The 20,108-nt window shown below is 70.6% G+C and carries 20 protein-coding genes and 1 tRNA gene; 17 read left to right on the top strand and 4 right to left on the bottom strand.

Annotated elements, in window-relative coordinates; translation table 11 throughout:
- Window positions 1-99 precede the first annotated feature (99 nt).
- The 6 genes from ACWEOW_RS03300 (at window position 100) to ACWEOW_RS03275 (ending at window position 4,743) form a co-directional block, all read left to right on the top strand.
- Window positions 100-173: transfer RNA gene (locus tag ACWEOW_RS03300), tRNA-Val, on the top strand.
- Window positions 174-294: 121 nt separating this feature from the next.
- Entirely contained in the window at window positions 295-645 is a 351-nt protein-coding gene (locus ACWEOW_RS03295; protein WP_452267729.1) for a hypothetical protein, read from the top strand.
- Complete coding sequence (locus tag ACWEOW_RS03290) at window positions 642-1,163, top strand: flavin reductase family protein (RefSeq protein WP_452267728.1); 522 nt, start codon at window positions 642-644, stop codon at window positions 1,161-1,163. The genes ACWEOW_RS03295 and ACWEOW_RS03290 overlap by 4 nt, the downstream gene beginning before the upstream one ends.
- Before the next feature lie 92 nt (window positions 1,164-1,255).
- Window positions 1,256-2,551, top strand: a complete 1,296-nt coding sequence (locus tag ACWEOW_RS03285) for an acetyl-CoA C-acetyltransferase (RefSeq protein WP_452267727.1) — start codon at window positions 1,256-1,258, stop codon at window positions 2,549-2,551.
- A gap of 4 nt (window positions 2,552-2,555) precedes the next feature.
- On the top strand, window positions 2,556-3,875 hold the full coding sequence (locus ACWEOW_RS03280) for a 3-oxoacyl-ACP reductase (RefSeq protein ID WP_452267726.1): 1,320 nt from the start codon (window positions 2,556-2,558) through the stop codon (window positions 3,873-3,875).
- Window positions 3,876-3,882: 7 nt separating this feature from the next.
- Entirely contained in the window at window positions 3,883-4,743 is an 861-nt protein-coding gene (locus tag ACWEOW_RS03275) for a MaoC family dehydratase (RefSeq protein WP_452267725.1), read from the top strand.
- A gap of 43 nt (window positions 4,744-4,786) precedes the next feature.
- Here the strand turns inward: ACWEOW_RS03275 and ACWEOW_RS03270 are convergent, their stop codons facing one another.
- From ACWEOW_RS03270 to ACWEOW_RS03260, 3 genes are all read right to left on the bottom strand, one after another.
- On the bottom strand, window positions 4,787-5,743 hold the full coding sequence (locus ACWEOW_RS03270) for a GNAT family N-acetyltransferase (protein ID WP_452267724.1): 957 nt from the start codon (window positions 5,741-5,743) through the stop codon (window positions 4,787-4,789).
- A 13-nt stretch (window positions 5,744-5,756) separates the two neighbouring features.
- Window positions 5,757-6,668: a GCN5 family acetyltransferase gene (locus tag ACWEOW_RS03265; protein WP_452267723.1), complete on the bottom strand. Its 912-nt coding sequence runs from the start codon at window positions 6,666-6,668 to the stop codon at window positions 5,757-5,759.
- A gap of 155 nt (window positions 6,669-6,823) precedes the next feature.
- Window positions 6,824-7,810 carry a hypothetical protein gene (locus ACWEOW_RS03260; protein ID WP_452267722.1) on the bottom strand — a complete coding sequence of 329 codons (987 nt, stop codon included), beginning with the start codon at window positions 7,808-7,810 and terminating at the stop codon, window positions 6,824-6,826.
- Window positions 7,811-8,024: 214 nt separating this feature from the next.
- Here ACWEOW_RS03260 and thrS point away from each other — a divergent pair, with 214 nt between their 5' ends.
- From thrS to pdxS, 7 genes are all read left to right on the top strand, one after another.
- Complete coding sequence (thrS, locus tag ACWEOW_RS03255; protein ID WP_452267721.1) at window positions 8,025-10,010, top strand: threonine--tRNA ligase; 1,986 nt, start codon at window positions 8,025-8,027, stop codon at window positions 10,008-10,010.
- A 655-nt stretch (window positions 10,011-10,665) separates the two neighbouring features.
- Window positions 10,666-11,226: an HIT family protein gene (locus ACWEOW_RS03250; RefSeq protein WP_452267720.1), complete on the top strand. Its 561-nt coding sequence runs from the start codon at window positions 10,666-10,668 to the stop codon at window positions 11,224-11,226.
- Between the two features lie 36 nt (window positions 11,227-11,262).
- Entirely contained in the window at window positions 11,263-11,886 is a 624-nt protein-coding gene (gene pgsA / locus ACWEOW_RS03245; protein WP_452267719.1) for a phosphatidylinositol phosphate synthase, read from the top strand.
- Window positions 11,883-12,872: a phosphatidylinositol mannoside acyltransferase gene (locus tag ACWEOW_RS03240; protein ID WP_452267718.1), complete on the top strand. Its 990-nt coding sequence runs from the start codon at window positions 11,883-11,885 to the stop codon at window positions 12,870-12,872. The genes pgsA and ACWEOW_RS03240 overlap by 4 nt, the downstream gene beginning before the upstream one ends.
- Window positions 12,869-14,041, top strand: coding sequence for a glycosyltransferase family 4 protein (locus tag ACWEOW_RS03235; protein WP_452267717.1), 1,173 nt, complete (start codon window positions 12,869-12,871; stop codon window positions 14,039-14,041). Before ACWEOW_RS03240 ends, ACWEOW_RS03235 begins: the two co-directional genes overlap by 4 nt.
- Window positions 14,038-14,586, top strand: coding sequence for a hypothetical protein (locus tag ACWEOW_RS03230; protein WP_452267716.1), 549 nt, complete (start codon window positions 14,038-14,040; stop codon window positions 14,584-14,586). The genes ACWEOW_RS03235 and ACWEOW_RS03230 overlap by 4 nt, the downstream gene beginning before the upstream one ends.
- Before the next feature lie 148 nt (window positions 14,587-14,734).
- Entirely contained in the window at window positions 14,735-15,664 is a 930-nt protein-coding gene (pdxS, locus tag ACWEOW_RS03225) for a pyridoxal 5'-phosphate synthase lyase subunit PdxS (protein ID WP_452267715.1), read from the top strand.
- 81 nt (window positions 15,665-15,745) lie between these two features.
- Here the strand turns inward: pdxS and kynU are convergent, their stop codons facing one another.
- The gene (gene kynU / locus ACWEOW_RS03220) at window positions 15,746-16,996 is read right to left on the bottom strand and encodes a kynureninase (RefSeq protein ID WP_452267714.1); all 1,251 of its coding nucleotides are present in this window, start codon (window positions 16,994-16,996) and stop codon (window positions 15,746-15,748) included.
- Between the two features lie 176 nt (window positions 16,997-17,172).
- On the opposite strand from kynU, the gene pdxT reads away from it, so the two are divergent.
- The 4 genes from pdxT (at window position 17,173) to ruvA (ending at window position 20,052) form a co-directional block, all read left to right on the top strand.
- The gene (pdxT, locus tag ACWEOW_RS03215; protein ID WP_452267713.1) at window positions 17,173-17,805 is read left to right on the top strand and encodes a pyridoxal 5'-phosphate synthase glutaminase subunit PdxT; all 633 of its coding nucleotides are present in this window, start codon (window positions 17,173-17,175) and stop codon (window positions 17,803-17,805) included.
- 97 nt (window positions 17,806-17,902) lie between these two features.
- On the top strand, window positions 17,903-18,661 hold the full coding sequence (locus ACWEOW_RS03210) for a YebC/PmpR family DNA-binding transcriptional regulator (protein ID WP_452267712.1): 759 nt from the start codon (window positions 17,903-17,905) through the stop codon (window positions 18,659-18,661).
- A gap of 165 nt (window positions 18,662-18,826) precedes the next feature.
- On the top strand, window positions 18,827-19,453 hold the full coding sequence (gene ruvC, locus ACWEOW_RS03205; protein WP_452267711.1) for a crossover junction endodeoxyribonuclease RuvC: 627 nt from the start codon (window positions 18,827-18,829) through the stop codon (window positions 19,451-19,453).
- Window positions 19,450-20,052 carry a Holliday junction branch migration protein RuvA gene (ruvA, locus tag ACWEOW_RS03200; protein WP_452267710.1) on the top strand — a complete coding sequence of 201 codons (603 nt, stop codon included), beginning with the start codon at window positions 19,450-19,452 and terminating at the stop codon, window positions 20,050-20,052. The genes ruvC and ruvA overlap by 4 nt, the downstream gene beginning before the upstream one ends.
- Window positions 20,053-20,108: the final 56 nt, after the last annotated feature.

Genomic DNA, 20,108 nt, shown 5'->3' with positions numbered 1-20,108 from the left:
GCCGGATGCTGTCTGGGCGGGTCGATTACCGCGAGGGGAGTGGATGCGGCTATTGTTTCCCTCCGTCGCCCCGATGTCTGTCGGTTGAGTGGGGCGCCCGGACGTGTAGCTCAGTTGGTTAGAGCGTTCGCTTCACACGCGAGAGGTCAGGGGTTCGAGTCCCTTCACGTCCACCGGTCGAACACGGCCCCTGAACTGCGCAAACGCGGATCAGGGGCCATCGTCGTCCGGACCGCGAGTCTCGTGCGCGGGCCGCGGGCCCTGAACCACCGCGGAACGACTAGCGTGACGACCATGAACGCCATCGTCTCGAGTCTTCACATCTACGCCGACTCGGACGCCCCGGGCCAGTCGCTCGAGTCCGTCGAGATCACGCCCAGCGGGCCCGAGGGCAACCGCTCCAAGAAGCATGCCGTGCACCTCGTCTCCGCGGAGGAGTACGTCGAGACCCACCCGAAGGCCAACATCGTGCTCGACGTCGAGCCGGCGGTACTCGAGGGCCTGGTCGGCAGGCTGATCCGGCTGGGCGCCTGCACGCTCACGGTGACGCAGAAGCCGGCGCAGTGCGCGGGTGTCTATGCCGAGGTGGTCGAGCCCGGTGAGGTGTCCGTCGACGACGCGCTCCTCGTCGCGGACCCCGAGTGACGATCCACACCAGCCATCCCTTCCTGCCTCCCGACGAGGACCGCGACCCGCTGCGCCGGCTGCGCGGCCGGGTCGGCGCCACGGTGTCCCTGTGGACATCGGGCGACGGGCCGGACCGCGCCGGCCTGACCGTCTCCTCGTATCTCGTGGCCCCGGGCGACCCGGGTCGGGTCGTCGCCCTGCTGCACCCGGAGTCGGACCTGCTCGAGCGTCTCGAGGAGACCCGGCTCGCGGTGATGAGCCTGCTCGGTTGGCGGCACCGGGACCTTGCTGACGCGTTCGCGGGAACGATGCCCGCGCCCGGCGGTCCGTTCCGCCTCACCGACTGGGAGCAGACCGCCTGGGGCCCTCGTGTCGTCACCGCGGCGACGTGGGCCGGCCTGCGCCTCGACGTCGGTGCGACGCGCGACGTGGGGTGGTCGCGGCTCGTCGAGGCGGTCGTCGAGCACGTCGAGGTCGGTGACGACCCGAGCCCACTCGTGCACCGCAGGGGCCGGTACCAGCGCCCGACTGACTGAGGGCCCGGTTATGTTGTGTCTGACGCCGTCGCGCACGGGCCGCAGCGCCTCAGTGCCTGCGCCGGTTCCGGAGCCCATCAGCAGGAGAGACCATGGCCACGAAGTCAGCCGCCCGCTCGCCCCGGCGTGTCGCCGTCCTAGGCGGCAACCGCATCCCCTTCGCGCGTGCCAACGGCGCCTACGCCACCGCGTCGAACCAGGACATGCTCACGGCGACCGTCGACGGTCTCGTGGCGCGGTTCGGCATCGCCGGCGAGCGCCTGGGTGAGGTGGTGGCCGGTGCGGTGCTCAAGCACAGCCGCGACTACAACCTCACCCGCGAGACCGTGCTCGGCACGCGCCTCGCCCCGACGACGCCCGCCTACGACGTCCAGCAGGCCTGCGGCACCGGCCTCGAGGCAGCGATCCTCGTGGCCAACAAGATCGCCCTCGGGCAGATCGACTCCGGTGTCGCCGGCGGCGTCGACAGCGCGAGCGACGCCCCGATCGCGGTCAACGAGGGTCTTCGCCAGACGCTTCTCGCGGCCAACCGAGCACGCTCCGCCGTGGATCGGGTCAAGGCGCTGACCGGCCTGCGCCCAGGGCACCTGGTGCCGTCGATCCCGCAGAACGTCGAGCCCCGCACCGGTCTGTCGATGGGCGAGCACATGGCGATCACCGCCGCGCAGTGGGGAATTCCGCGGGAGGAGCAGGACGAGATCGCCGCTGCGAGCCACCAGAAGCTCGCGGCGGCATACGACCGTGGCTTCTTCGACGACCTCGTCACGCCCTACCTCGGGCTCACCCGGGACAACAACATGCGCGCTGACTCGACTGTCGACAAGCTGGCAGGGCTGAAGCCCGTCTTCGGCAAAGGTGAGGGAGCGACGCTGACCGCGGGCAACTCGACCCCGCTCACGGACGGTGCCTCAGCCGTCCTGCTGGCCAGCGAGGAGTGGGCCGCGAAGCACCGGCTCACCCCACTTGCGTGGTTCGTCGACGCCGAGACCGCGGCGGTCGACTACGTCCACGGTGACGAGGGCATGCTCATGGCGCCTGCGTATGCCGTCCCGCGCCTGCTCGCGCGAAACGGCCTGACGCTCCAGGACTTCGACTTCTACGAGATCCACGAGGCGTTCGCCGCCACCGTGCTGACCACGCTCAAGGCGTGGGAGGACCCCGACTTCTGCAAGCAGCGGCTCGGGCTCGACGAGCCCCTCGGCTCCATCGACCGCGCACGGCTCAATGTCAACGGCTCGTCACTCGCCGCCGGGCACCCCTTCGCTGCCACCGGCGGTCGCATCGTCGCGTCACTTGCGAAGCAGCTGCACGAGGCCGGCGGCGGCCGCGGGCTCATCTCGATCTGTGCGGCGGGCGGCCAGGGTGTCGTCGCGATCCTGGAGGCCTGAGCGGATGAGCGACGTGTTCACCACCATCATCGGCTCGCCCGTCGCCAAGAGGGTCGGGGTGCCGCAGCCGACCCGGCTGCGCCGCTACGAGCCCGGTATGCCGCTGTGCGAGGGCCCGGTGCTCGTGGCGGGGGACGGCGCGTTCGCCGACGGCCTCACCGCGTGGCTGGGCACGCTCGGCCTCCCCGCGGTGGGGCGCACGGACGATGCGGAGAGCAGGCTCGGTGCCGTCGTCCTCGACCTCAGCGCGGCGACCGACCCGTCCGACCTCGACCAGCTGCGCGTCCTCGGTGCGCCAGCCGTCAAGGCACTCGCTCCGAACGGCCGGGTGGTCGTGATCGGACGAGACCCGGCGACGCTGACCGATGTCACCCAGGTGACCACCCAGCGCGCGCTCGAGGGACTCGTCAGGTCGCTCGGCAAGGAGCTGCGCGCCGGCGCGACCGCGAATCTCGTTCTCGCTCAGGGCGACTCGCCATCGGGTGTCCGCTCGGCTGTGGAGTTCTTCCTGTCCGGGAGGTCGGCCTACGTCGACGGCCAGGTGGTCCGCGTGGGGGAGCGTGAGGGCGACAACGCCAGCGCCGTCCGGCCGCTTGACGGCAAGGTCGCGGCCGTCACCGGCGCAGCGCGCGGCATCGGTGCCGAGATCGCTCGGGTCCTGGCCCGCGACGGCGCCACGGTCGTGGCCCTCGACGTCCCCGCCGCCGGCGACGCGCTGGCGAAGGTCGCCAACGAGGTGCGGGGCACGGCGTTGCAGCTCGACGTCACGGCCGAGGACGCGGGGGCGCGGCTCGTCGAGCACGCCGTCACGCGGCATGGCGCGCTCGACATCGTCATCCACAACGCCGGGATCACCCGGGACAGGCTGTTCGTCAACCTGGACGAGGCGCGCTGGAGCAGCGTGATCGAGGTCAACCTGCGGTCGATATTGAGGATGAACGACGCGATCCTCGCTCCTGGAGCGATGCCCGATGGGGGTCGTATCGTCTGCGTCGCGTCGATCGCAGGCATCGCCGGCAACCGCGGGCAGACCAACTACGGCGCGAGCAAGGCGGGGGTGATCGGGCTCGTCACGGCGTTGTCGGGCGCGGTGGCCGCCCGCGGCATCACCGTGAACGCGGTCGCCCCTGGGTTCATCGAGACGGAGATGACGGCGAGGATCCCGTTCGCGACGCGCGAGATCGGCCGCAGGATGAACTCACTCCAACAGGGCGGGCAGCCCCGGGACGTCGCGGAGACGATCGCCTGGATGGCCCAGCCCGGCTCGGCGGCAGTGACGGGTCAGGTCGTCCGGGTCTGCGGTCAGAGCCTGCTCGGAGCGTGAGACCGCGATGACGAAAGAGATCACGCTCGACTCCGCCCCGGACCTCAGACGCATCTACGCGACCGCAGCACTCAAGCGAGGTCGCTCGACCGAAGACCTGCCGGACATCCGGGTCTCCCGCGCGGGCGTCCGCGTCGACCTGGCCGACCTCGCGGCATACGACCGCGTCTGCCGGTTCGGGGTGGGTAACACGCTTCCGGTCACCTACCCGCACCTGCTCGCATTCCCTCTGCAGATGGCCGTCATGAGCGGTGACCGTTTCCCGCTGCCGCTGCTCGGCACCGTCCACGTCGAGAACCGGATCACCGCGTCCAGTCCGATCGCCCTCGACGACGCCCTGGATGTCTCCGTGTGGGCGGAGTCGCTGCGTCCCCATCGACGAGGTCGGCAGGTGGACCTCGTGTCGGAGGTCAGTGTCGCCGGGCGGGTGGTCTGGCACGGAGTCAGCACCTACCTGTCCCGAGGCCCGGAGCAAGCCGAGGCGCCGTCGTCGGAGCCTCCGTCCGTGGACCCGCTCGTGGGAGTGAGCACGGGACCGACCTGGCGTCTGGAGGAGGGCACGGGACGGGCGTATGCCGCGGTATCTGGCGACTGGAACCCGATCCACGTCCATGCGCTGGCCGCGCGGCCGTTCGGGTTCCCCACGGCCATCGCGCACGGGATGTACTCGTACGCAAGGGTTCTCGCGGCACTGGGCCCGCGCCTGCCCGAGAGCGGCCTGACGAGCCGCGTGTGGTTCCGCAAGCCGGTACGCCTGCCTTCGACGGTGCGGCTGCGCACGGTCTTCGACACGAATCGGAGCCTGTCTGTGCTCGAGGAGGCCGAGGGCGGCGTCGAGCACGCGGTCGTCGAGAACCTGTGGGCGTGAGCCTCGATCGAGGGTCCCTCACGCACACGGACGCTGCGAGCGGTCAGCCCGGGAACCCGGCCGACATCCGGAAAACGCCGCTCGTGACGACGTAGCCGAGCTGCGCGTTGACGTGCCGGATGCCCGTGTTGAGCTCTTCGTTGTGGGTCCGGCTCACCGTCGCCCCGGCGCGGGCGGCGACGAGGTGGGCCTGCTGCTTGACCAGCCGCATCAGGCCGCGACCGCGCAGCTGCGGGTCGATGCCGCTGTAGCCGATGGTCAGCACGCCCTCCGCGACCGAGCCCGTCGTGATGCCGGCCGGGACGCCGTCGACCCGGGCGAGGACGCAGACCGGGGCCTCCTTCTCACCGACGAAGGACGCCAGCTTGGCCAGGTCGAATACCCACCCTTGCTCCGCCTCCGGGTTGGTCTGGCTGCGCAGCAGCATCGCATCGACGGCCTCCCGGTCGTCGAAGTCGAAGTCGGGCGCCTCGTGGAGCGTCACGCCCTGGGGGAGGTCAGGCTGGGGGAGGTCGACCAGAGACAGCTCGGACTCGATCGCGTGCTCGTCCGTCGTGAAGCCCCAGTGGCGGGCCACGTCGAGCGACCGAGGCTCGTCGTCGTACACGCCCGACACCAGCATCGTCGTGCCCGGTGGCACATGCTCGAGCGCGGCCGACCGCAAGGCACTGCCCAGCCCATGACCCTCGTGGTCGGCGCTCACGACCACCCGCAGGAACGAGCGTCCCGCGGGCGCGAACACCGGATGTGCGGTCACCGCAACCCCCACGAGCTTGTCGTGCGGGTCGAGCGCCTCGATGACGGTGCGATCCTCGATGTTCGCTCCGGCCTCGAAGACCCAGCGGGCCTCGACGGCAGACAGGTGCGGCAGCCGGGCCACGGTCAGGTCGACGACCTCGTCGATCCGGTGCTCGGCGAAGGGCGCCAGGCGGATGCGTTCGGCATCCGGCGCGCTCGCGGACCAGAACCCGGCGAATCCCTCGACAGTCACTGGTTCCATCCTCGCCACATCCTCACGTCTCGTTGCGCCAGACCCAGTTGCGGCGGTCGTAGATGTCCACGAACCCGGCCCGTCTCATGTTGTGCAGCGACGGGTTGTGCGCGCCATCGGCCTCCTGCCACGTCTCGGCGCTCATCCAGGCGCACCCGGCGGCGCGAGAGTCGGCAACCCGCCGCTCCATGAACGCCGACTGCGCACCCTTGCCTCGTGCGTCCGGGAGCGTCGCAGCGCCGCAGAACGCGGCGGCTGGGCCCGCGACATGCAGCTGCGCTGCCGACACCAGCCGGTCGCCCTCCCAGGCGCCGTATGCCGTGAAGCCGAGTCCCGACGTGACCACCGCACCGAACATCGCCAGCATGTGCGGCTCCTCGGGCATCTCGAACCCCCTGGCGAAGACCCTTGCGTAGTCGGCGGCCGACGCGCGATCGACGACGTCGATCCGAAGGTCCGTCTGGCCTTCCGGCGGAGCGGCCTCGGCGCGGCGCAGGAGCTTGACCCACAGGTTCCCCCCGGCGATGTCGTGGCGCGCGCAGATCTCGTCCCAGTCGGCTGGCAACGCCGACGGCGCGATCTGCAGGACCATCGCCGGCGCTCCGCCGGACCGGTAGAAGTCAGCCAGCTCCGCCACGAGCTCGGCTGTCACGGGCTCGGTGACCCCGAACCCGAGCGCCTTGTTCCAGAAGCCACCCGTCGGGTCGTGCCGCATGACCAGGGCGACCCCGCCGCCCACCCGCCGTGACGCCATGCCGAGGGCCTGCTTCGCCTCGTCGGGAGCCCCTTCGTGCAGTGCCCACATGAACTCGGCTTCCGCGGTCTCCGCTAGTCCGACAGCGGACCCGACCTCGAGGCCGAGCGCTTCAGGGCCGGCGGCGGGCGGCGTGCCGTCGACGAAGTCGGTGATGCCGGCGTCGACGGTGTTGTCCACGGTGATTGCCCCTGATCCCTTGGTCGCTGGCGGTGCCTCGGCTGGCGGCCAGTCGACTCACCAGTATCCGCGCGAGCGGTGACAAGGCTGGGCAAATCCGAGAAGACTGGGAACCGGCTGCAAGCGGGTCGCGTACAGGTCAGGCGTCCCACGCCTCACTCGTAGAGGACGTACTCCGGCTGCGGCCGCAACGCCAGGACTTGCGCGGGCGTCATCAGCGGCCCGAACCGTCCGTCCTCGGAGTAGAAGAGCTTGAACCCTGCGTGGACCGGCCGGGGCAGGTGGGCGACGAGCTTGTCGTAGGTCTCGAGCTTCATCGCGCGGCTGCCGATCCCGTCGATGGACTTGACCAAGACGACGCCCGGACGAGCCCGGATACCCGCCTCACGGCGCACGATCGACGGAGCCAGCTGATGGTAGACGAGCACCTTCTCGGGGAGGTTGTGCCGCTTCACGAGCGCCGAGAGGTAGGCCGCGACGCCGTCGATCTCCGCGCCGGTCGTGGACCCGAACTCCCGCATCGGCACCTGGTGCGGCCCCATCGCCCATTCAGGGTCGAGGGCGACACCGACATCGGGCTGTGCCAGCCACCGCTCGTAGTGCCGCACCTCATCGATGAACCGGGCGCGACCCGGCTGGATGTTGAGCAGCAGGATCCCCTTCGCCCGGCGAGCCGCCCTGAGGTACCTGTCGATCGTCGCCGGCTCCGTCCGGGTCCGGTACATGCCGTCGCCGCCGGGCTCCGAGCGCACCACCGTCGCGATGAGCTCGAGGACGGGCATCACCGTGCGCCCGCCGGCGAGCGGTCCGGCCACCTTCTCGATCTCGCGGACCCGGGCATCGAGGTCGCCGATACCGAGCCGGCCCAGGGCCGCCGAGCCCGGATAGCCGGCATACCCGACCAGCCGGTAGGCGGGAAACAGGACCCGCCCGCCACGCGGCAGCGCCGGAGCGGGAACCGCGGTCGTCGGTGAGGGCCCGCCCGTGCTCGTCGGAGGAAGGGGCGCGGTGACCGTCGTGGGCTGGTGGCTCTGCGGCGGGGCGCTCGGGTCGTCGCCGTTGATGACCGGCGAGCATGCAGCCAGAAGGGCTGACAGGGCCGCGGTCGCACCCGTTGCGGCGGCGTGCAGTCGAGCGGTCATGGCGTGCCCCCTGGCTCGTCGCGATCACGGTCCGCTCATCGAGACTAGCCCGATATGTCGGACGGAGCGGGACAGCGACTCGCTGGCGCCGCCGGATCCTGCTGGTCGGGTGACCGGGCATCGGCACCCATCGATACGCTTGCCGGAGCCGCAACCACGCGGCATACCTCGTCCGACCCACGTCTGCGGGTCCCATGCGCAAGGAGCACGAGCCGTGTCTGCACAGATCAGCGTCACCGTCGCCGGTAGCGAGCGATCGGTCGCCGAGCAGACGACGGCCGGCGACCTCTTCGACGGCGACCGCAGCGTCGTCGTCGCCCGAGTCAACGGCCAGCTGCGCGACCTAGCCCATGTGCTCGCCGACGGCGACGCGGTCGAGCCGGTGACCATCGACAGCGAGGACGGGCTGGCCGTCCTTCGCCACTCGACGGCGCACGTCCTCGCACAGGCCGTCCAGCAGGTCAACCCGGAGGCCAAGCTCGGCATCGGACCGCCCATCCGCGACGGCTTCTACTACGACTTCGACGTCGCGACGCCGTTCCACCCCGATGACCTCAAGGCGCTCGAGCGCGCGATGCAGAAGATCATCAACGAGGGGCAGACGTTCTCGCGCCGCGTCGTGACCGACGAGGAGGCCCTCGCCGAGCTGGCCCACGAGCCGTACAAGTGCGAGCTCGTCGGGCTCAAGGGTGGTGCTGGTGACGCTGCGGAGGGGGCTGGCGTCGAGGTCGGCGCCGGCGAGCTGACGATCTACGACAACATCCGGCGCGACGGCACCCGCGCCTGGGGCGACCTCTGCCGTGGCCCCCACCTGCCCAGCACCAAGCTCATCGGCAACGCGTTCAAGCTCACCCGCTCCGCGGCGGCATACTGGCGCGGGTCGGAGAAGAACCCTCAGCTCCAGCGCGTCTACGGCACCGCGTGGCCGACCAAGGACGACCTCAAGGCCTACCTCGACCGCATCGCCGAGGCCGAGCGCCGCGACCACCGCAAGCTCGGCATCGAGCTCGACCTCTACAGCTTCCCCGACGAGCTCGGCTCGGGGCTGCCGGTGTTCCACCCCAAGGGCGGCGTCATCAAGCGCGAGATGGAGGACTACGTCCGGCGGCGGCACATCGAGGAGGGCTTCGACTACGTCGGCACGCCCCACATCACCAAGGACGGCCTGTTCCACACGTCGGGTCACCTGCCGTACTACGCCGACACGATGTTCCCGCCCATGGAGATGGAGGGCGCGGAGTACCGCCTCAAGGCGATGAACTGCCCGATGCACAACCTCATCTTCAAGTCGCGCGGACGCTCGTACCGCGAGCTCCCGCTGCGGCTGTTCGAGTTCGGCTCGGTGTACCGCTTCGAGAAGTCGGGCGTCGTCCACGGCCTCACCCGGGTGCGCGGCCTGACGATGGACGACTCGCACTCCTACGTCACCGCGGAGCAGGCGCCGGGCGAGATCAAGCACCTGCTCGACTTCATCCTCGGCCTGCTGCGCGACTTCGGGCTCGAAGACTTCTACCTCGAGCTCTCGACCCGTGACGACACCGACGAGGAGAAGAAGGCGAAGTTCATCGGCAGCGACGAGGAGTGGGCGCAGGCCACCGCGATCCTCGAGGCCGTGGCCACCGAGTCCGGGCTCGACCTCGTGCCCGACCCGGGCGGCGCCGCCTTCTACGGCCCGAAGATCTCCGTCCAGGCCAAGGACGCCATCGGACGCACCTGGCAGATGTCGACGATCCAGTACGACTTCAACCAGCCCGCAAGGTTCGGCCTGGAGTACCAGGCGGCGGACGGGTCGCGGCAGCAGCCGGTCATGATCCACTCGGCCAAGTTCGGCTCCATCGAGCGCTTCCTCGGCGTCCTCGTCGAGCACTACGCCGGAGCGTTCCCGGTCTGGCTCTCGCCGGTGCAGGTCCTCGGTGTGCCCGTCGCCGACGACTTCGCCGACTATCTCGGCGAGGTGCTCGACCGGCTCAAGCGCCGGGGCGTGCGGGTCGAGCTCGACGCGAGCGACGACCGCTTCCCGAAGAAGATCCGCAACGCCAGCAAGTCGAAGGTGCCGTACGTGCTCATCGCCGGAGAGGACGACCGGGCCGCGGGCGCCGTCTCGTTCCGCTTCCGCGACGGGTCGCAGAAGAACGGCGTGCCCGTCGACGACGCGATCGCCGAGATCCTGGCCGCGATCGAGACCCGCGCGCAGGTCTGAACGCCCACGAAAGGCGCAGCCCCGAGACGTGCCGAGGGCCCCGTGGTCTCACACACCACGGGGCCCTCGGATCAAGTAAACCGCACGAATCACCCCACGCGACAGCCGATCCGAGGGGAGCCAGGGCCGTGGGGTATGCCGTTGCCGGCCGTTCATCTGGGCGTCGACGCCGCGACACGCCGACGAAATCCGCTGACACGCCGCTCGGGGGCCACATTGACAGGGGATCTTTTGCCAAAGCACTTGTCAGGCCCGGGGGAGCGGGTCTACAACTGTCCTTACCAAACCGCTTCGGCGGAATGGTTTCTGGATCACCTCGGTGAGACAGGATCGGAGGCCCGGGAACTCATACTTCCCGGGCCTTCACCTTCCTCGACCGCGACGGGTGCCTGCTCCCTTGCGCCCTCGTCGGACCTCGGCCCTGCGGCTCTCACACCCGCAGGGCTGATCCGTGCCAGGGTCGACAGACGACGAGGGCCCTGCGGTCTCACACACCGCAGGGCCACCCAGCATTCAACCCGGGGCAGCGTGAGATCTCCCAATCGACACGCCCGGCACAGCGATCCTTGTGGCTTGCGTCACACCGCCGCGGGCGGCCCCGGGAACGCCGGGCCGCGCCGACTCACGGTTCGTCGTCGCCTTAGGATCAACAACCATGACGGAGCACCCCGGAGGTCCCGTGCCCGAGCTCGCCGCCGACTTCGCCCATGTCGACGACGGTTTCGAGCGGCTCTGGACGCCGCACCGCATGGCGTACATCCTCGGCGACCGGCCCACCGAGGAAGCGGGCCACGGCTGCCCGTTCTGCGCTGCGCCCGGCAAGTCCGACGCGGAGGGCCTCGTCGTTCACCGCGGCACGCTCTGCTACGTCGTCATGAACCTGTTCCCGTACAACCCGGGACACGTTCTCGTCTGCCCCTACCGCCATGTCTCGCTCTACATCGACCTGTCGGACGAGGAGACCGCGGAGTTCACCGCGCTCACGAAGCAGGCGGTCCGGGCCCTGCAGGCGGCCTCCGCGCCGCACGGGTACAACCTCGGGATGAACCAGGGGGCAGTCGCCGGGGCCGGGGTGGCCGCGCACCTGCACCAGCACATCGTGCCGCGCTGGAGCGGCGACTCGAACTTCCTGCCGATCATCGCCCAGACCAAGGCGCTGCCTGTCCTGCTCGAGGAGACCCGAGCCCGACTGGTGGACGCCTGGCCCCGCGACTGAGTCCGGGCCGACCACGGTCAGTACGCTGTCACCACCATGCTCAACAGACTCCTGCGCGCCTCGATCGAGAAGATCTTCGGTCCGGTCGCCAACCTCTTCCTCAAGCTCGGGATCAGCCCTGACATCGTCACCATCGTCGGCACGCTCGGAGTCTGTGTCGGCGCGCTCGCGTTCTTCCCGCGCGGGGAGATCTGGGTGGGCGTCCTCGTCATCACCGCCTTCGTGTTCTCCGACAACATCGACGGTGTCATGGCGCGCAAGCTGGGCCGCTCGAGCAAGTGGGGCGCTTACCTCGACTCGACGCTCGACCGCGTCGGCGACGCCGCGATCTTCGGCGGCCTCGTGCTCTACTACGCCGGCCCCGGTGCCAACTTCTGGATGGCCGGGCTGGCCCTTGCCTGCCTGATCCTCGGCTCGGTCGTGTCCTACGCCAAGGCCCGGGCGGAAGGCCTGGGCTTCACGGCCAACGTCGGCATCGCCGAGCGCGCCGACCGCCTCGTGGCCGTGCTCGTTGCGGCCTTCTTCGCCGACCTGTTCAACTCGACGCTCCTGCTCGGCGTCGTCCTGGGCGCGCTCGCAGTCGCGAGCTTCGTGACCGTCCTGCAGCGGATCCTCACGGTGCGGCGACAGGCGCTCGCGACGGGCGAGGTGTCCAGTTGAGCGGCATCGTGCACCGGGCGACCGACACGGTCAGCGTCCTCGGGTTCAAGCTGGGCTGGTCGGTCGTGCGCGCGCTGCCCGAGGCGGCGGCATACGGCCTGTTCAACCGCGTCGCCGACCTCGCCGTGGCCCGCGGCGGCAAGGGCATCGATCGGCTCCGTTCCAACTATCGCCGGGTGCGTCCTGAGCTGACCGACGACGAGGTCGACCACCTCGTCCGCGAGGGCATGCGCTCGTACATGCGCTACTACTGCGAGGCCTTCCGCCTGCCTTCCCTGCGCGCCGAGCAGGTCAACGGGGCCGTCCGGACCATCGGCGACGAGGAGGTCCGTGCGCTCTCCGCGCGGGGCGAGGCGGTCGTCCTCTTCGTCGGCCATCTCGGCAACTTCGACCTCGCCGCTGCCTGGGCGGCGCACAACCTCCAGCCGGTCACGACCGTCGCCGAGCGCCTCAAGCCCGAGGCGGTCTTCCAGGAGTTCGTGCAGTTCCGCAACTCGATCAACATGGACATCATCCCGTTGACCGGAGCGGGCGACCCGTTCGCCGGCCTGCTGCGGGCGACGCGCGCCGGTGGCCGGCTCATCGCGCTCGCGAGCGACCGGGACCTGACCAACGGCGGCGTCGAGGTCGACCTGCTCGGCCACCGCGCCCGCATGGCCAAGGGCCCGGCCGTGCTCTCGCTCATGACCGGCGCCCCCTTCCACTGCGCGCGGATCTGGTACGAGAAGGCGCCCAAGGGGGTCGGCCTCGGCGGCTACTGCACGGTCATCGAGTTCAGCGAGCGGCTGCGCCCGAGGGTGACGGGCACGACGGCGGAGAAGGCGGCCGACCTCATCCAGCAGTGCGCGGACCACATCGGCGGCACGATCCGCGACCACACCTCGAGCTGGCACATGCTCCAGAAGGTCTTCGTCGACGACCTCGACGACCGCGTCACGGCACCCTCCCGTATGCCGTCCGGCGCCTCCCAGCGGGACACCCCGTGAGGATCGGGATCGTCTGCCCCTACTCGTTCGACGTCCCGGGTGGGGTGCAGTTCCACGTCCGGGACCTCGCTGAGTACCTCATCAGCGTCGGCCACGAGGTGTCGGTCTACGCGCCGGCCGACAGCGACACCGCTCTTCCGCCTTACGTCACCTCGGCCGGTCGCGCGACCGCCGTGCGGTACAACGGGTCGGTCGCCCGGCTCAACTTCGGCCCCGTCACGGCCGCGAAGGTCGGGCGCTGGGTCGACGCCGGCGGCTTCGACGTGCTCCATCTGCACGAGCCCGTGACGCCGAGCGTCAGCGTGCTCGCGCTCCTGGCCGCCGAGGGCCCGATCGTGGCGACGTTCCACACCTCGATGCTGCGGTCGCGCACGATGCAGACGGCATACCCGATCGTCCGGCCGCATCTGGAGAAGATCGCCGGGCGGATCGCGGTGAGCGAGGACGCCCGGCGTACGGTCACCACACACGTCGGCGGCGACGCTGTCGTGATCCCCAACGGGGTGTACGTCGACCGGTTCGCGACCGCTCCGCGACGGGCCGAGTGGATCGGCACGCCGACCTCGCCCACGGTCGCTTTCCTCGGGCGGATGGGCGAGCCGCGCAAGGGGCTGCCGGTGCTGGCGCAGGCGCTGCCTGCGGCGCTCGACTCGATCCCCGGCCTGCGAGTGCTCGTGGCGGGTCCGGGCGACCCGGCGGAGATCACCGAGGGCTGGCCGCCGGAGGTCGTCGCGGCGTGCGAGTTCCTGGGCGCCGTCTCCGACGCCGACAAGGCGTCGCTGCTCGCGTCGGTGGATGTCTACGTCGCACCGAACACCGGAGGCGAGAGCTTCGGGATCATCCTCATCGAGGCGATGTCGGCCGGCGCGTGCGTCCTGGCCAGCGACCTGCCGGCCTTCTCCCGAGTGCTCGACGGCGGGTCGGCCGGCGCGCTGTTCGGCAACGAGCAGCCCGACGACCTCGCGCGCGTCCTGGTCGACCTGTTGCGCGACCCGCGCCGGCGTCGCGAGCTGGCGCAGGCGGGCTCGAGACGCGCGAGGATGTTCGACTGGCCGGTCGTCGCGGACCAGATCATCGCGGTCTACGAGACGGTGATCGAGGGTCGTGCGGCGGCCTCGTGGGAGCCACCGAGCCGCTGGAACCGCTTCCTGCGCGGAGGAACCCGATGAGCGAGGTGCTCTCGTGGGTCTTCGCGGTCCTCTTCGTGCTCGTCATCATCGCGTGGTACCTCTCCTACACGGCGGCCCGGCTCGACCGGCTGCACGTCCGGCTGAGCGGCACCCTGGCCGCCCTCGACGCTCGTCTGGTGCGGCGGGCGGAGGCCTCGGTCGAGCTCGCCAACACCGGCCTGCTCGACGGAGCGACCGCACTGCTGCTCGCCAACGCAGCAGCCGAGTCGCTCGAGGCGCCTACAGACCATGGCGAGGCGCGCGAACAGGCAGAGAGCGACCTCACCGAGGCACTGGACCTCGCGCTCACCCCGGACACGGTGGCCACCCTGCGGGAGACCCCCATCGGGCAGGACGTGCTGGCCAGGGTGACCTCGGCCTGCACACGGGTTCAGCTCGCCCGCCGCTTCCACAACGACGCGGTGACCGACGCGCGCCGGGTGCGACGCAAGTGGGCGATCCGGATGTTCCACCTGGCCGGGTACACCCCGATGCCGCACACCATCGAGTTCGACGACGAGATGCCACAGCAGCTCTCGGTGTGACAGTGGGCGGCCCTCCGGGTCGTCCTCCCGGCACTTCGACCGGTCGTGAACCGTGTCGTGGGCACCCTTCGCAGGGGCCTACGCTGTGAGCAACCGATCTCGTGGCTCCTGCGGGAGCCCGATCACGAGCGCGAGAAAGCAGGACATCGTGAGCACCACCCCGACCACGGGCACCACGTCCGCGGCTGACCAGCAGACCGGCACGGGCACGACGCGCGTCAAGCGCGGCATGGCCGAGATGCTCAAGGGCGGCGTCATCATGGACGTCGTCACCCCGGAGCAGGCCAAGATCGCCGAGGACGCCGGCGCGGTCGCCGTCATGGCCCTCGAGCGGGTCCCGGCCGACATCCGCGCCCAGGGCGGGGTCTCCCGCATGAGCGACCCCGACATGATCGACGGCATCATCGCGGCCGTCTCGATCCCGGTGATGGCCAAGGCCCGCATCGGCCACTTCGTCGAGGCCCAGGTGCTGCAGAGCCTCGGCGTGGACTACATCGACGAGTCCGAGGTCCTCACCCCGGCCGACTACGCCAACCACATCGACAAGTGGCAGTTCACCGTGCCTTTCGTGTGCGGGGCGACCAACCTCGGCGAGGCGCTGCGGCGCATCACCGAGGGCGCCGCGATGATTCGCTCCAAGGGCGAGGCCGGCACCGGTGACGTCTCGAACGCGACGACGCACATGCGCCAGATCCGCGCCGAGATCCGGCGGCTGCAGGGCCTGCCCGAGGACGAGCTGTACGTCGCCGCGAAGGAGCTCCAGGCGCCGTACGACCTCGTCAAAGAGGTCGCCCAGGCGGGCAAGCTCCCGGTCGTGCTGTTCACCGCCGGCGGCATCGCCACCCCGGCCGACGCCGCGATGATGATGCAGCTCGGCGCCGAGGGTGTCTTCGTCGGCTCCGGCATCTTCAAGTCCGGCAACCCTGCCCAGCGCGCCGAGGCGATCGTCAAGGCGACGACCTTCCACGACGACCCCGACGTCATCGCGAAGGTGTCGCGCGGCCTCGGCGAGGCCATGGTCGGCATCAACGTCGACGAGATCCCGCAGCCGCACCGGCTGGCCGAGCGCGGCTGGTAGTCCGCCCGCACCCACCACACGACGTATGCCGCCGGGCTGGCTCCCAGCCCGGCGGCATACGCATCCCGGTGGTGCAGGCCGTCAGGTGACGGCGCCGCGCTCCGCGAACTCCGGCCGCTCGAACTCGCGGTCGTCGAGCACCTCGCGGACGTGTTCGGCGGCTCTGACCGCGTCGACGTGGGTGACGTAGAGGGGAGCGAACCCCAGCCGGATGATGTCCGGCTCCCGGAAGTCGCCGATGACACCCCGCGCGATGAGGGCCTGGGCCACGGCGAACGCCTGCGGGTGCCGCAGCGACACCTGTGAACCGCGTCGCGCATCCTCCCGAGGGGTCGCGAGCGGCAGGTCTACGCCGAGCTCGTCGAGAGCGGCGATGAACGTGCCCGTCACCGACAGGGACACCGCCCGCACGTCCGCTGGGGAGAGCCCGTCGTATGCCGCCAGCGCCGTCTCCAGCGCCAGCATCGACAGCAGCGGCGGGGTGCCGACGCGGGCGCGGGTGATGCCGGGTGCGGGGGCATAGTCCGGGCTCATGTCGAACGGCCGCGCGTGCCCCTGCCAGCCCGTCAGCGGCTGGTCGAAGTCGTCCTGGTGGCGCGCGGCGACGTAGAGGAAGGCCGGGGCCCCGGGGCCGCCGTTGAGGTACTTGTACCCGCAGCCGACGGCGAGGTCGGCCTCGTGTGCGTCGAGCTCGACCTCCATCACGCCGGCCGAGTGGCACAGGTCCCAGCAGGCGAGTGCGCCGACAGCATGCGCGGCCGCCGTGATCGCGGGCAGGTCCCAGACTTCGCCGGTGCGGTAGTCGACGCTGGAGTAGGCGGCCACGGCCAAGGCCTCGCCGACCTCGTGGATCGCGGCCTCCGCCTCGCTCGGCGTCACGCGCCGGACCTCCAGGCCCGCGAGGCGCGCCGCCGCCTCGGTCATGTACAGGTCCGTCGGGAACGAGTCGGGGTCGGTGAGCACGACCGTGCGCCCGGGACGAAGGCGGGCCGCGCCGACCACGGCCTTGAAGAGGTTGACCGAGGTCGAGTCGGTGACGACGACCTGGCCTGGCGCCGCTCCGACGAGCCGGCCCACCGCGTCCCCGATGCGCGTCTGGGCACCCCACCAGTCAGCCTCGTTCCACGACCGGATGAGCCGTTCGCCCCACTGCCGGTGCACCACGTCCTCGACGGCGGTGGGAACGGCCTTGGGCAGCGCCCCGAGCGAGTTGCCGTCGAGGTAGATGACGCCGTCGGGCAGTGTGAACAGGTCTCGCGTGGCCCGCAGCGGTGAGGCGGCGTCCGCGGCCTCGGCGCGGGCCCGGAGCGTGTCGAGCGTCTGGGAGGTCATGGGCGCAACGTATCCCGTGCCGCGGTCGCCACGTCAGTCGCGCCTTCCCGACACTGTCTCGCATCCCAGACCGCCTCGACCCGCAACACACCCGGAAACCCACAGCTCCGGCCGGTTGCAACGGTCGCGAGCTGTCGGTTTCCGGGTGTGTTGCCGCGACAGTTACGCTCGCGCCCATGGCACCACGCACCACCGCGCCGTGCATCGGCGTGCTCGCCGTCCAGGGTGACGTGCGAGAACATCTGGCGACCCTGACCTCACTCGGCGCCGAGGCGGTCACCGTCCGACGACCCGAGGAGGTCGAGCGGGTCGACGGGCTCGTCATCCCCGGCGGCGAGTCGACGGTGATGGACAAGCTCGTCCGAGCCTTCGAGCTGCAGGAGCCGCTGCGCAAGCGGATCGCCGACGGCATGCCCGCCTACGGCTCGTGTGCCGGGATGATCATGCTCGCGGACCGCATCGCCGACGCGCGGCCGGATCAGGAGACTCTCGGCGGCCTCGACGTGACGGTCCGCCGCAACGCCTTCGGCCGCCAGGTCGACTCCTTCGAGCAGAACCTCGAGTACGCCTGGCTCGACGTGTCGCACGCGGGCACCGTGCACGCCGTCTTCATCCGCGCACCCTGGGTGGAGGAGACCGGTTCTGGTGTCGACGTGCTTGCCCGCGTGAGCGAAGGCCCCGCCGCCGGTAGGATCGTCGCGGTCCGGCAAGGGAACCTCATGGCGACCTCGTTCCACCCCGAGGTGCTGGGTGGCGACCGCCGGATCCACGCCGAGTTCGTCTCGATCGTCAGAGCGCACCGCCGGTAGCTCGGGCGCGACACCCGGCGACGCGATCACCGGCGGCGACACCCGGCATGCGCGACATCCAGGAACGCGACACAGCACACGAACGCGAGGACACTGCATGAGCGGCCACTCCAAATGGGCCACCACGAAGCACAAGAAGGCTGCCATCGATGCCAAGCGAGGCAAGCTCTTCGCCAAGCTCATCAAGAACATCGAGGTCGCGGCCCGTCAGGGCGGCGGTGACCCGACCGGCAACCCGACGCTCTACGACGCGATCCAGAAGGCCAAGAAGTCGTCGGTGCCCAACGACAACATCGACCGCGCCGTCAAGCGCGGTTCGGGCGCCGAGGGCGGCGGGGCCGACTACCAGACGATCATGTACGAGGGGTATGCCCCGAACGGCGTCGCCGTGCTCATCGAGTGCCTCACCGACAACCGGAACCGCGCCGCGGCCGAGGTCCGCACCGCGCTGACGCGCAACGGCGGGCAGCTGGCCGACCCCGGTTCCGTGGCCTACGTGTTCAACCGCAAGGGCGTCGTCATCGTGCCCAAGGACGCCGGCTCGGAGGACGACATCCTCGAGGTCGTGCTGGAAGCCGGCGCCGAGGAGGTCAACGACAACGGCGACACCTGGGAGATCGTCTCCGAGGCGACCGACTTCGTGGCCGTCCGCAAGGCCGTGCAGGACGCGGGGATCGACTACGACTCCGCTGAGGCCTCCTTCGTGCCGAACCTCCAGGTCCCGCTCGACCTCGATGGCGCCAAGAAGATGATCCGGGTCATCGAGGCGCTCGAGGACAGCGACGACGTGCAGAACGTCTTCGCCAACGGCGACATCCCCGACGACGTCCTCGCCCAGCTCGACGACGAGGACTGAGCGCAACCAAGGCACGCACCCGACGTTCCGCGGTGCGAGGGAGGCACGCCGGTCACGGCGTGCCTCCCGTTCTTTCCCGGCGGGGTGGATACGGTGGTAGCCGAACACCTGTTCGCATGAGGCCGCCCAGCGTCGCGCCCCGACCACAACCCGAGGAGGTATGCCGTGCGCGTCCTCGCCGTTGACCCCGGGCTGACCCGCTGTGGCGTGGGAGTCGTCGACGGCGTGCCCGGGCGCCGCCTGTCCCTCGTCGAGGTCGGAGTGATCCGGACACCCTCCGGCGACCCCACGCCGAAGCGCCTGGTCGCCGTCGAGGATGAGCTTCGACTGTGGTTCGACCGGCACCGCCCCGAGGCGGTCGCGATCGAACGGGTCTTCGCCGACACCAACGTCTCGACCGTCATGGGCACGGCGCAGGTCACCGGGATCGTCATGATGCTCGCCGAGCGTCGCGGCCTGCCCGTCGCGCTGCACACCCCGACCGAGGTCAAGGCCGCTGTCAGCGGCAGCGGACGTGCCGACAAGGCCCAGGTCACCACGATGGTCACCCGGCTGCTCGGGCTCGAGCGCGCCCCCAAGCCCGCCGACGCCGCCGATGCACTCGCGCTCGCGATCTGCCACGTCTGGCGCGGTGGCACCCAGAGCCGGCTGGAAGAGGCGCACCGCGAGGCCCTGGCCCGTGGTGGCACCCGGCCCGGCGGCATACCTGCGGCCCGAAAGGTCCGGACACCCACAGCCCGTTCGGCTCGCAACCTCCCCGCACTCCCGACCACTGGAGCCCAACCTCGATGATCGCCTCGCTGTCCGGCACCGCCCTCAAGGTCGGCCTCGACTCGGTCGTCGTCGGGGTCGGGGGAGTCGGCATGCTCGTCCACACAACCCCGGCAACAGCCGCGTCGGTGCGCCTGGGGCAGCCGACCGAGCTCGCGACCTCCCTCGTCGTGCGCGAGGACTCCCTGACGCTCTACGGCTTCGCCACCGACGACGAGAAGGTCATCTTCGAGACCGTCCAGACCGTGTCGGGGGTGGGGCCCCGGCTCGCGCTCGCCATGCTTGCGGTGCACTCGCCCGACGCAGTCCGCGTCGCTCTGGGCACCGGCGACCTCGTCGCCCTCACGAAGGTGCCCGGCATCGGCCGCAAGGGCGCCGAGCGGCTCGTGCTCGAGCTGAAGGACAAGATCGGGGCGCTCCCGAGCTCCACCGGCGCCCCGGAGCCCGTCCACCTCGACTCCGGCGAGCTGTGGCGCGAGCAGGTCCGCGAGGCCCTCGTCGGTCTCGGCTGGACCGTTCGCCAGGCCGAGGACGCTCTGGACAAGGTGGCCCCCAAGGCCGCTGAGGGCGCCGGTGTCTCGGCCCTGCTGCGGGCCGCGCTTCAGGAGCTCGGCCGATGAGCGAGGCCCGCCCCGCGCCGTGGGAGTCCGGCGACGGACCCGCGCTCGAGCCTGAG

The sequence above is a fragment of the Monashia sp. NPDC004114 genome (assembly GCF_053603855.1).
The sequence above is the reverse complement of the archived record's forward strand: the minus strand, read 5'-3'. Positions and strand labels throughout refer to the sequence as shown.

Bases quoted from the DNA above. Each gene is read 5' to 3' on its own strand.
- ACWEOW_RS03295 (WP_452267729.1), top strand. From the start codon at position 295: ATGAACGCCATCGTCTCGAGTCTTCACATCTACGCCGACTCGGACGCC.
- ACWEOW_RS03285 (WP_452267727.1), top strand. From the start codon at position 1,256: ATGGCCACGAAGTCAGCCGCCCGCTCGCCCCGGCGTGTCGCCGTCCTA.
- ACWEOW_RS03280 (WP_452267726.1), top strand. From the start codon at position 2,556: ATGAGCGACGTGTTCACCACCATCATCGGCTCGCCCGTCGCCAAGAGG.
- ACWEOW_RS03275 (WP_452267725.1), top strand. From the start codon at position 3,883: ATGACGAAAGAGATCACGCTCGACTCCGCCCCGGACCTCAGACGCATC.
- ACWEOW_RS03270 (WP_452267724.1), bottom strand. From the start codon at position 5,743: ATGGAACCAGTGACTGTCGAGGGATTCGCCGGGTTCTGGTCCGCGAGC.
- ACWEOW_RS03260 (WP_452267722.1), bottom strand. From the start codon at position 7,810: ATGACCGCTCGACTGCACGCCGCCGCAACGGGTGCGACCGCGGCCCTG.
- ACWEOW_RS03250 (WP_452267720.1), top strand. From the start codon at position 10,666: ATGACGGAGCACCCCGGAGGTCCCGTGCCCGAGCTCGCCGCCGACTTC.
- pgsA (WP_452267719.1), top strand. From the start codon at position 11,263: ATGCTCAACAGACTCCTGCGCGCCTCGATCGAGAAGATCTTCGGTCCG.
- ACWEOW_RS03230 (WP_452267716.1), top strand. From the start codon at position 14,038: ATGAGCGAGGTGCTCTCGTGGGTCTTCGCGGTCCTCTTCGTGCTCGTC.
- kynU (WP_452267714.1), bottom strand. From the start codon at position 16,996: ATGACCTCCCAGACGCTCGACACGCTCCGGGCCCGCGCCGAGGCCGCG.
- pdxT (WP_452267713.1), top strand. From the start codon at position 17,173: ATGGCACCACGCACCACCGCGCCGTGCATCGGCGTGCTCGCCGTCCAG.
- ACWEOW_RS03210 (WP_452267712.1), top strand. From the start codon at position 17,903: ATGAGCGGCCACTCCAAATGGGCCACCACGAAGCACAAGAAGGCTGCC.
- ruvA (WP_452267710.1), top strand. From the start codon at position 19,450: ATGATCGCCTCGCTGTCCGGCACCGCCCTCAAGGTCGGCCTCGACTCG.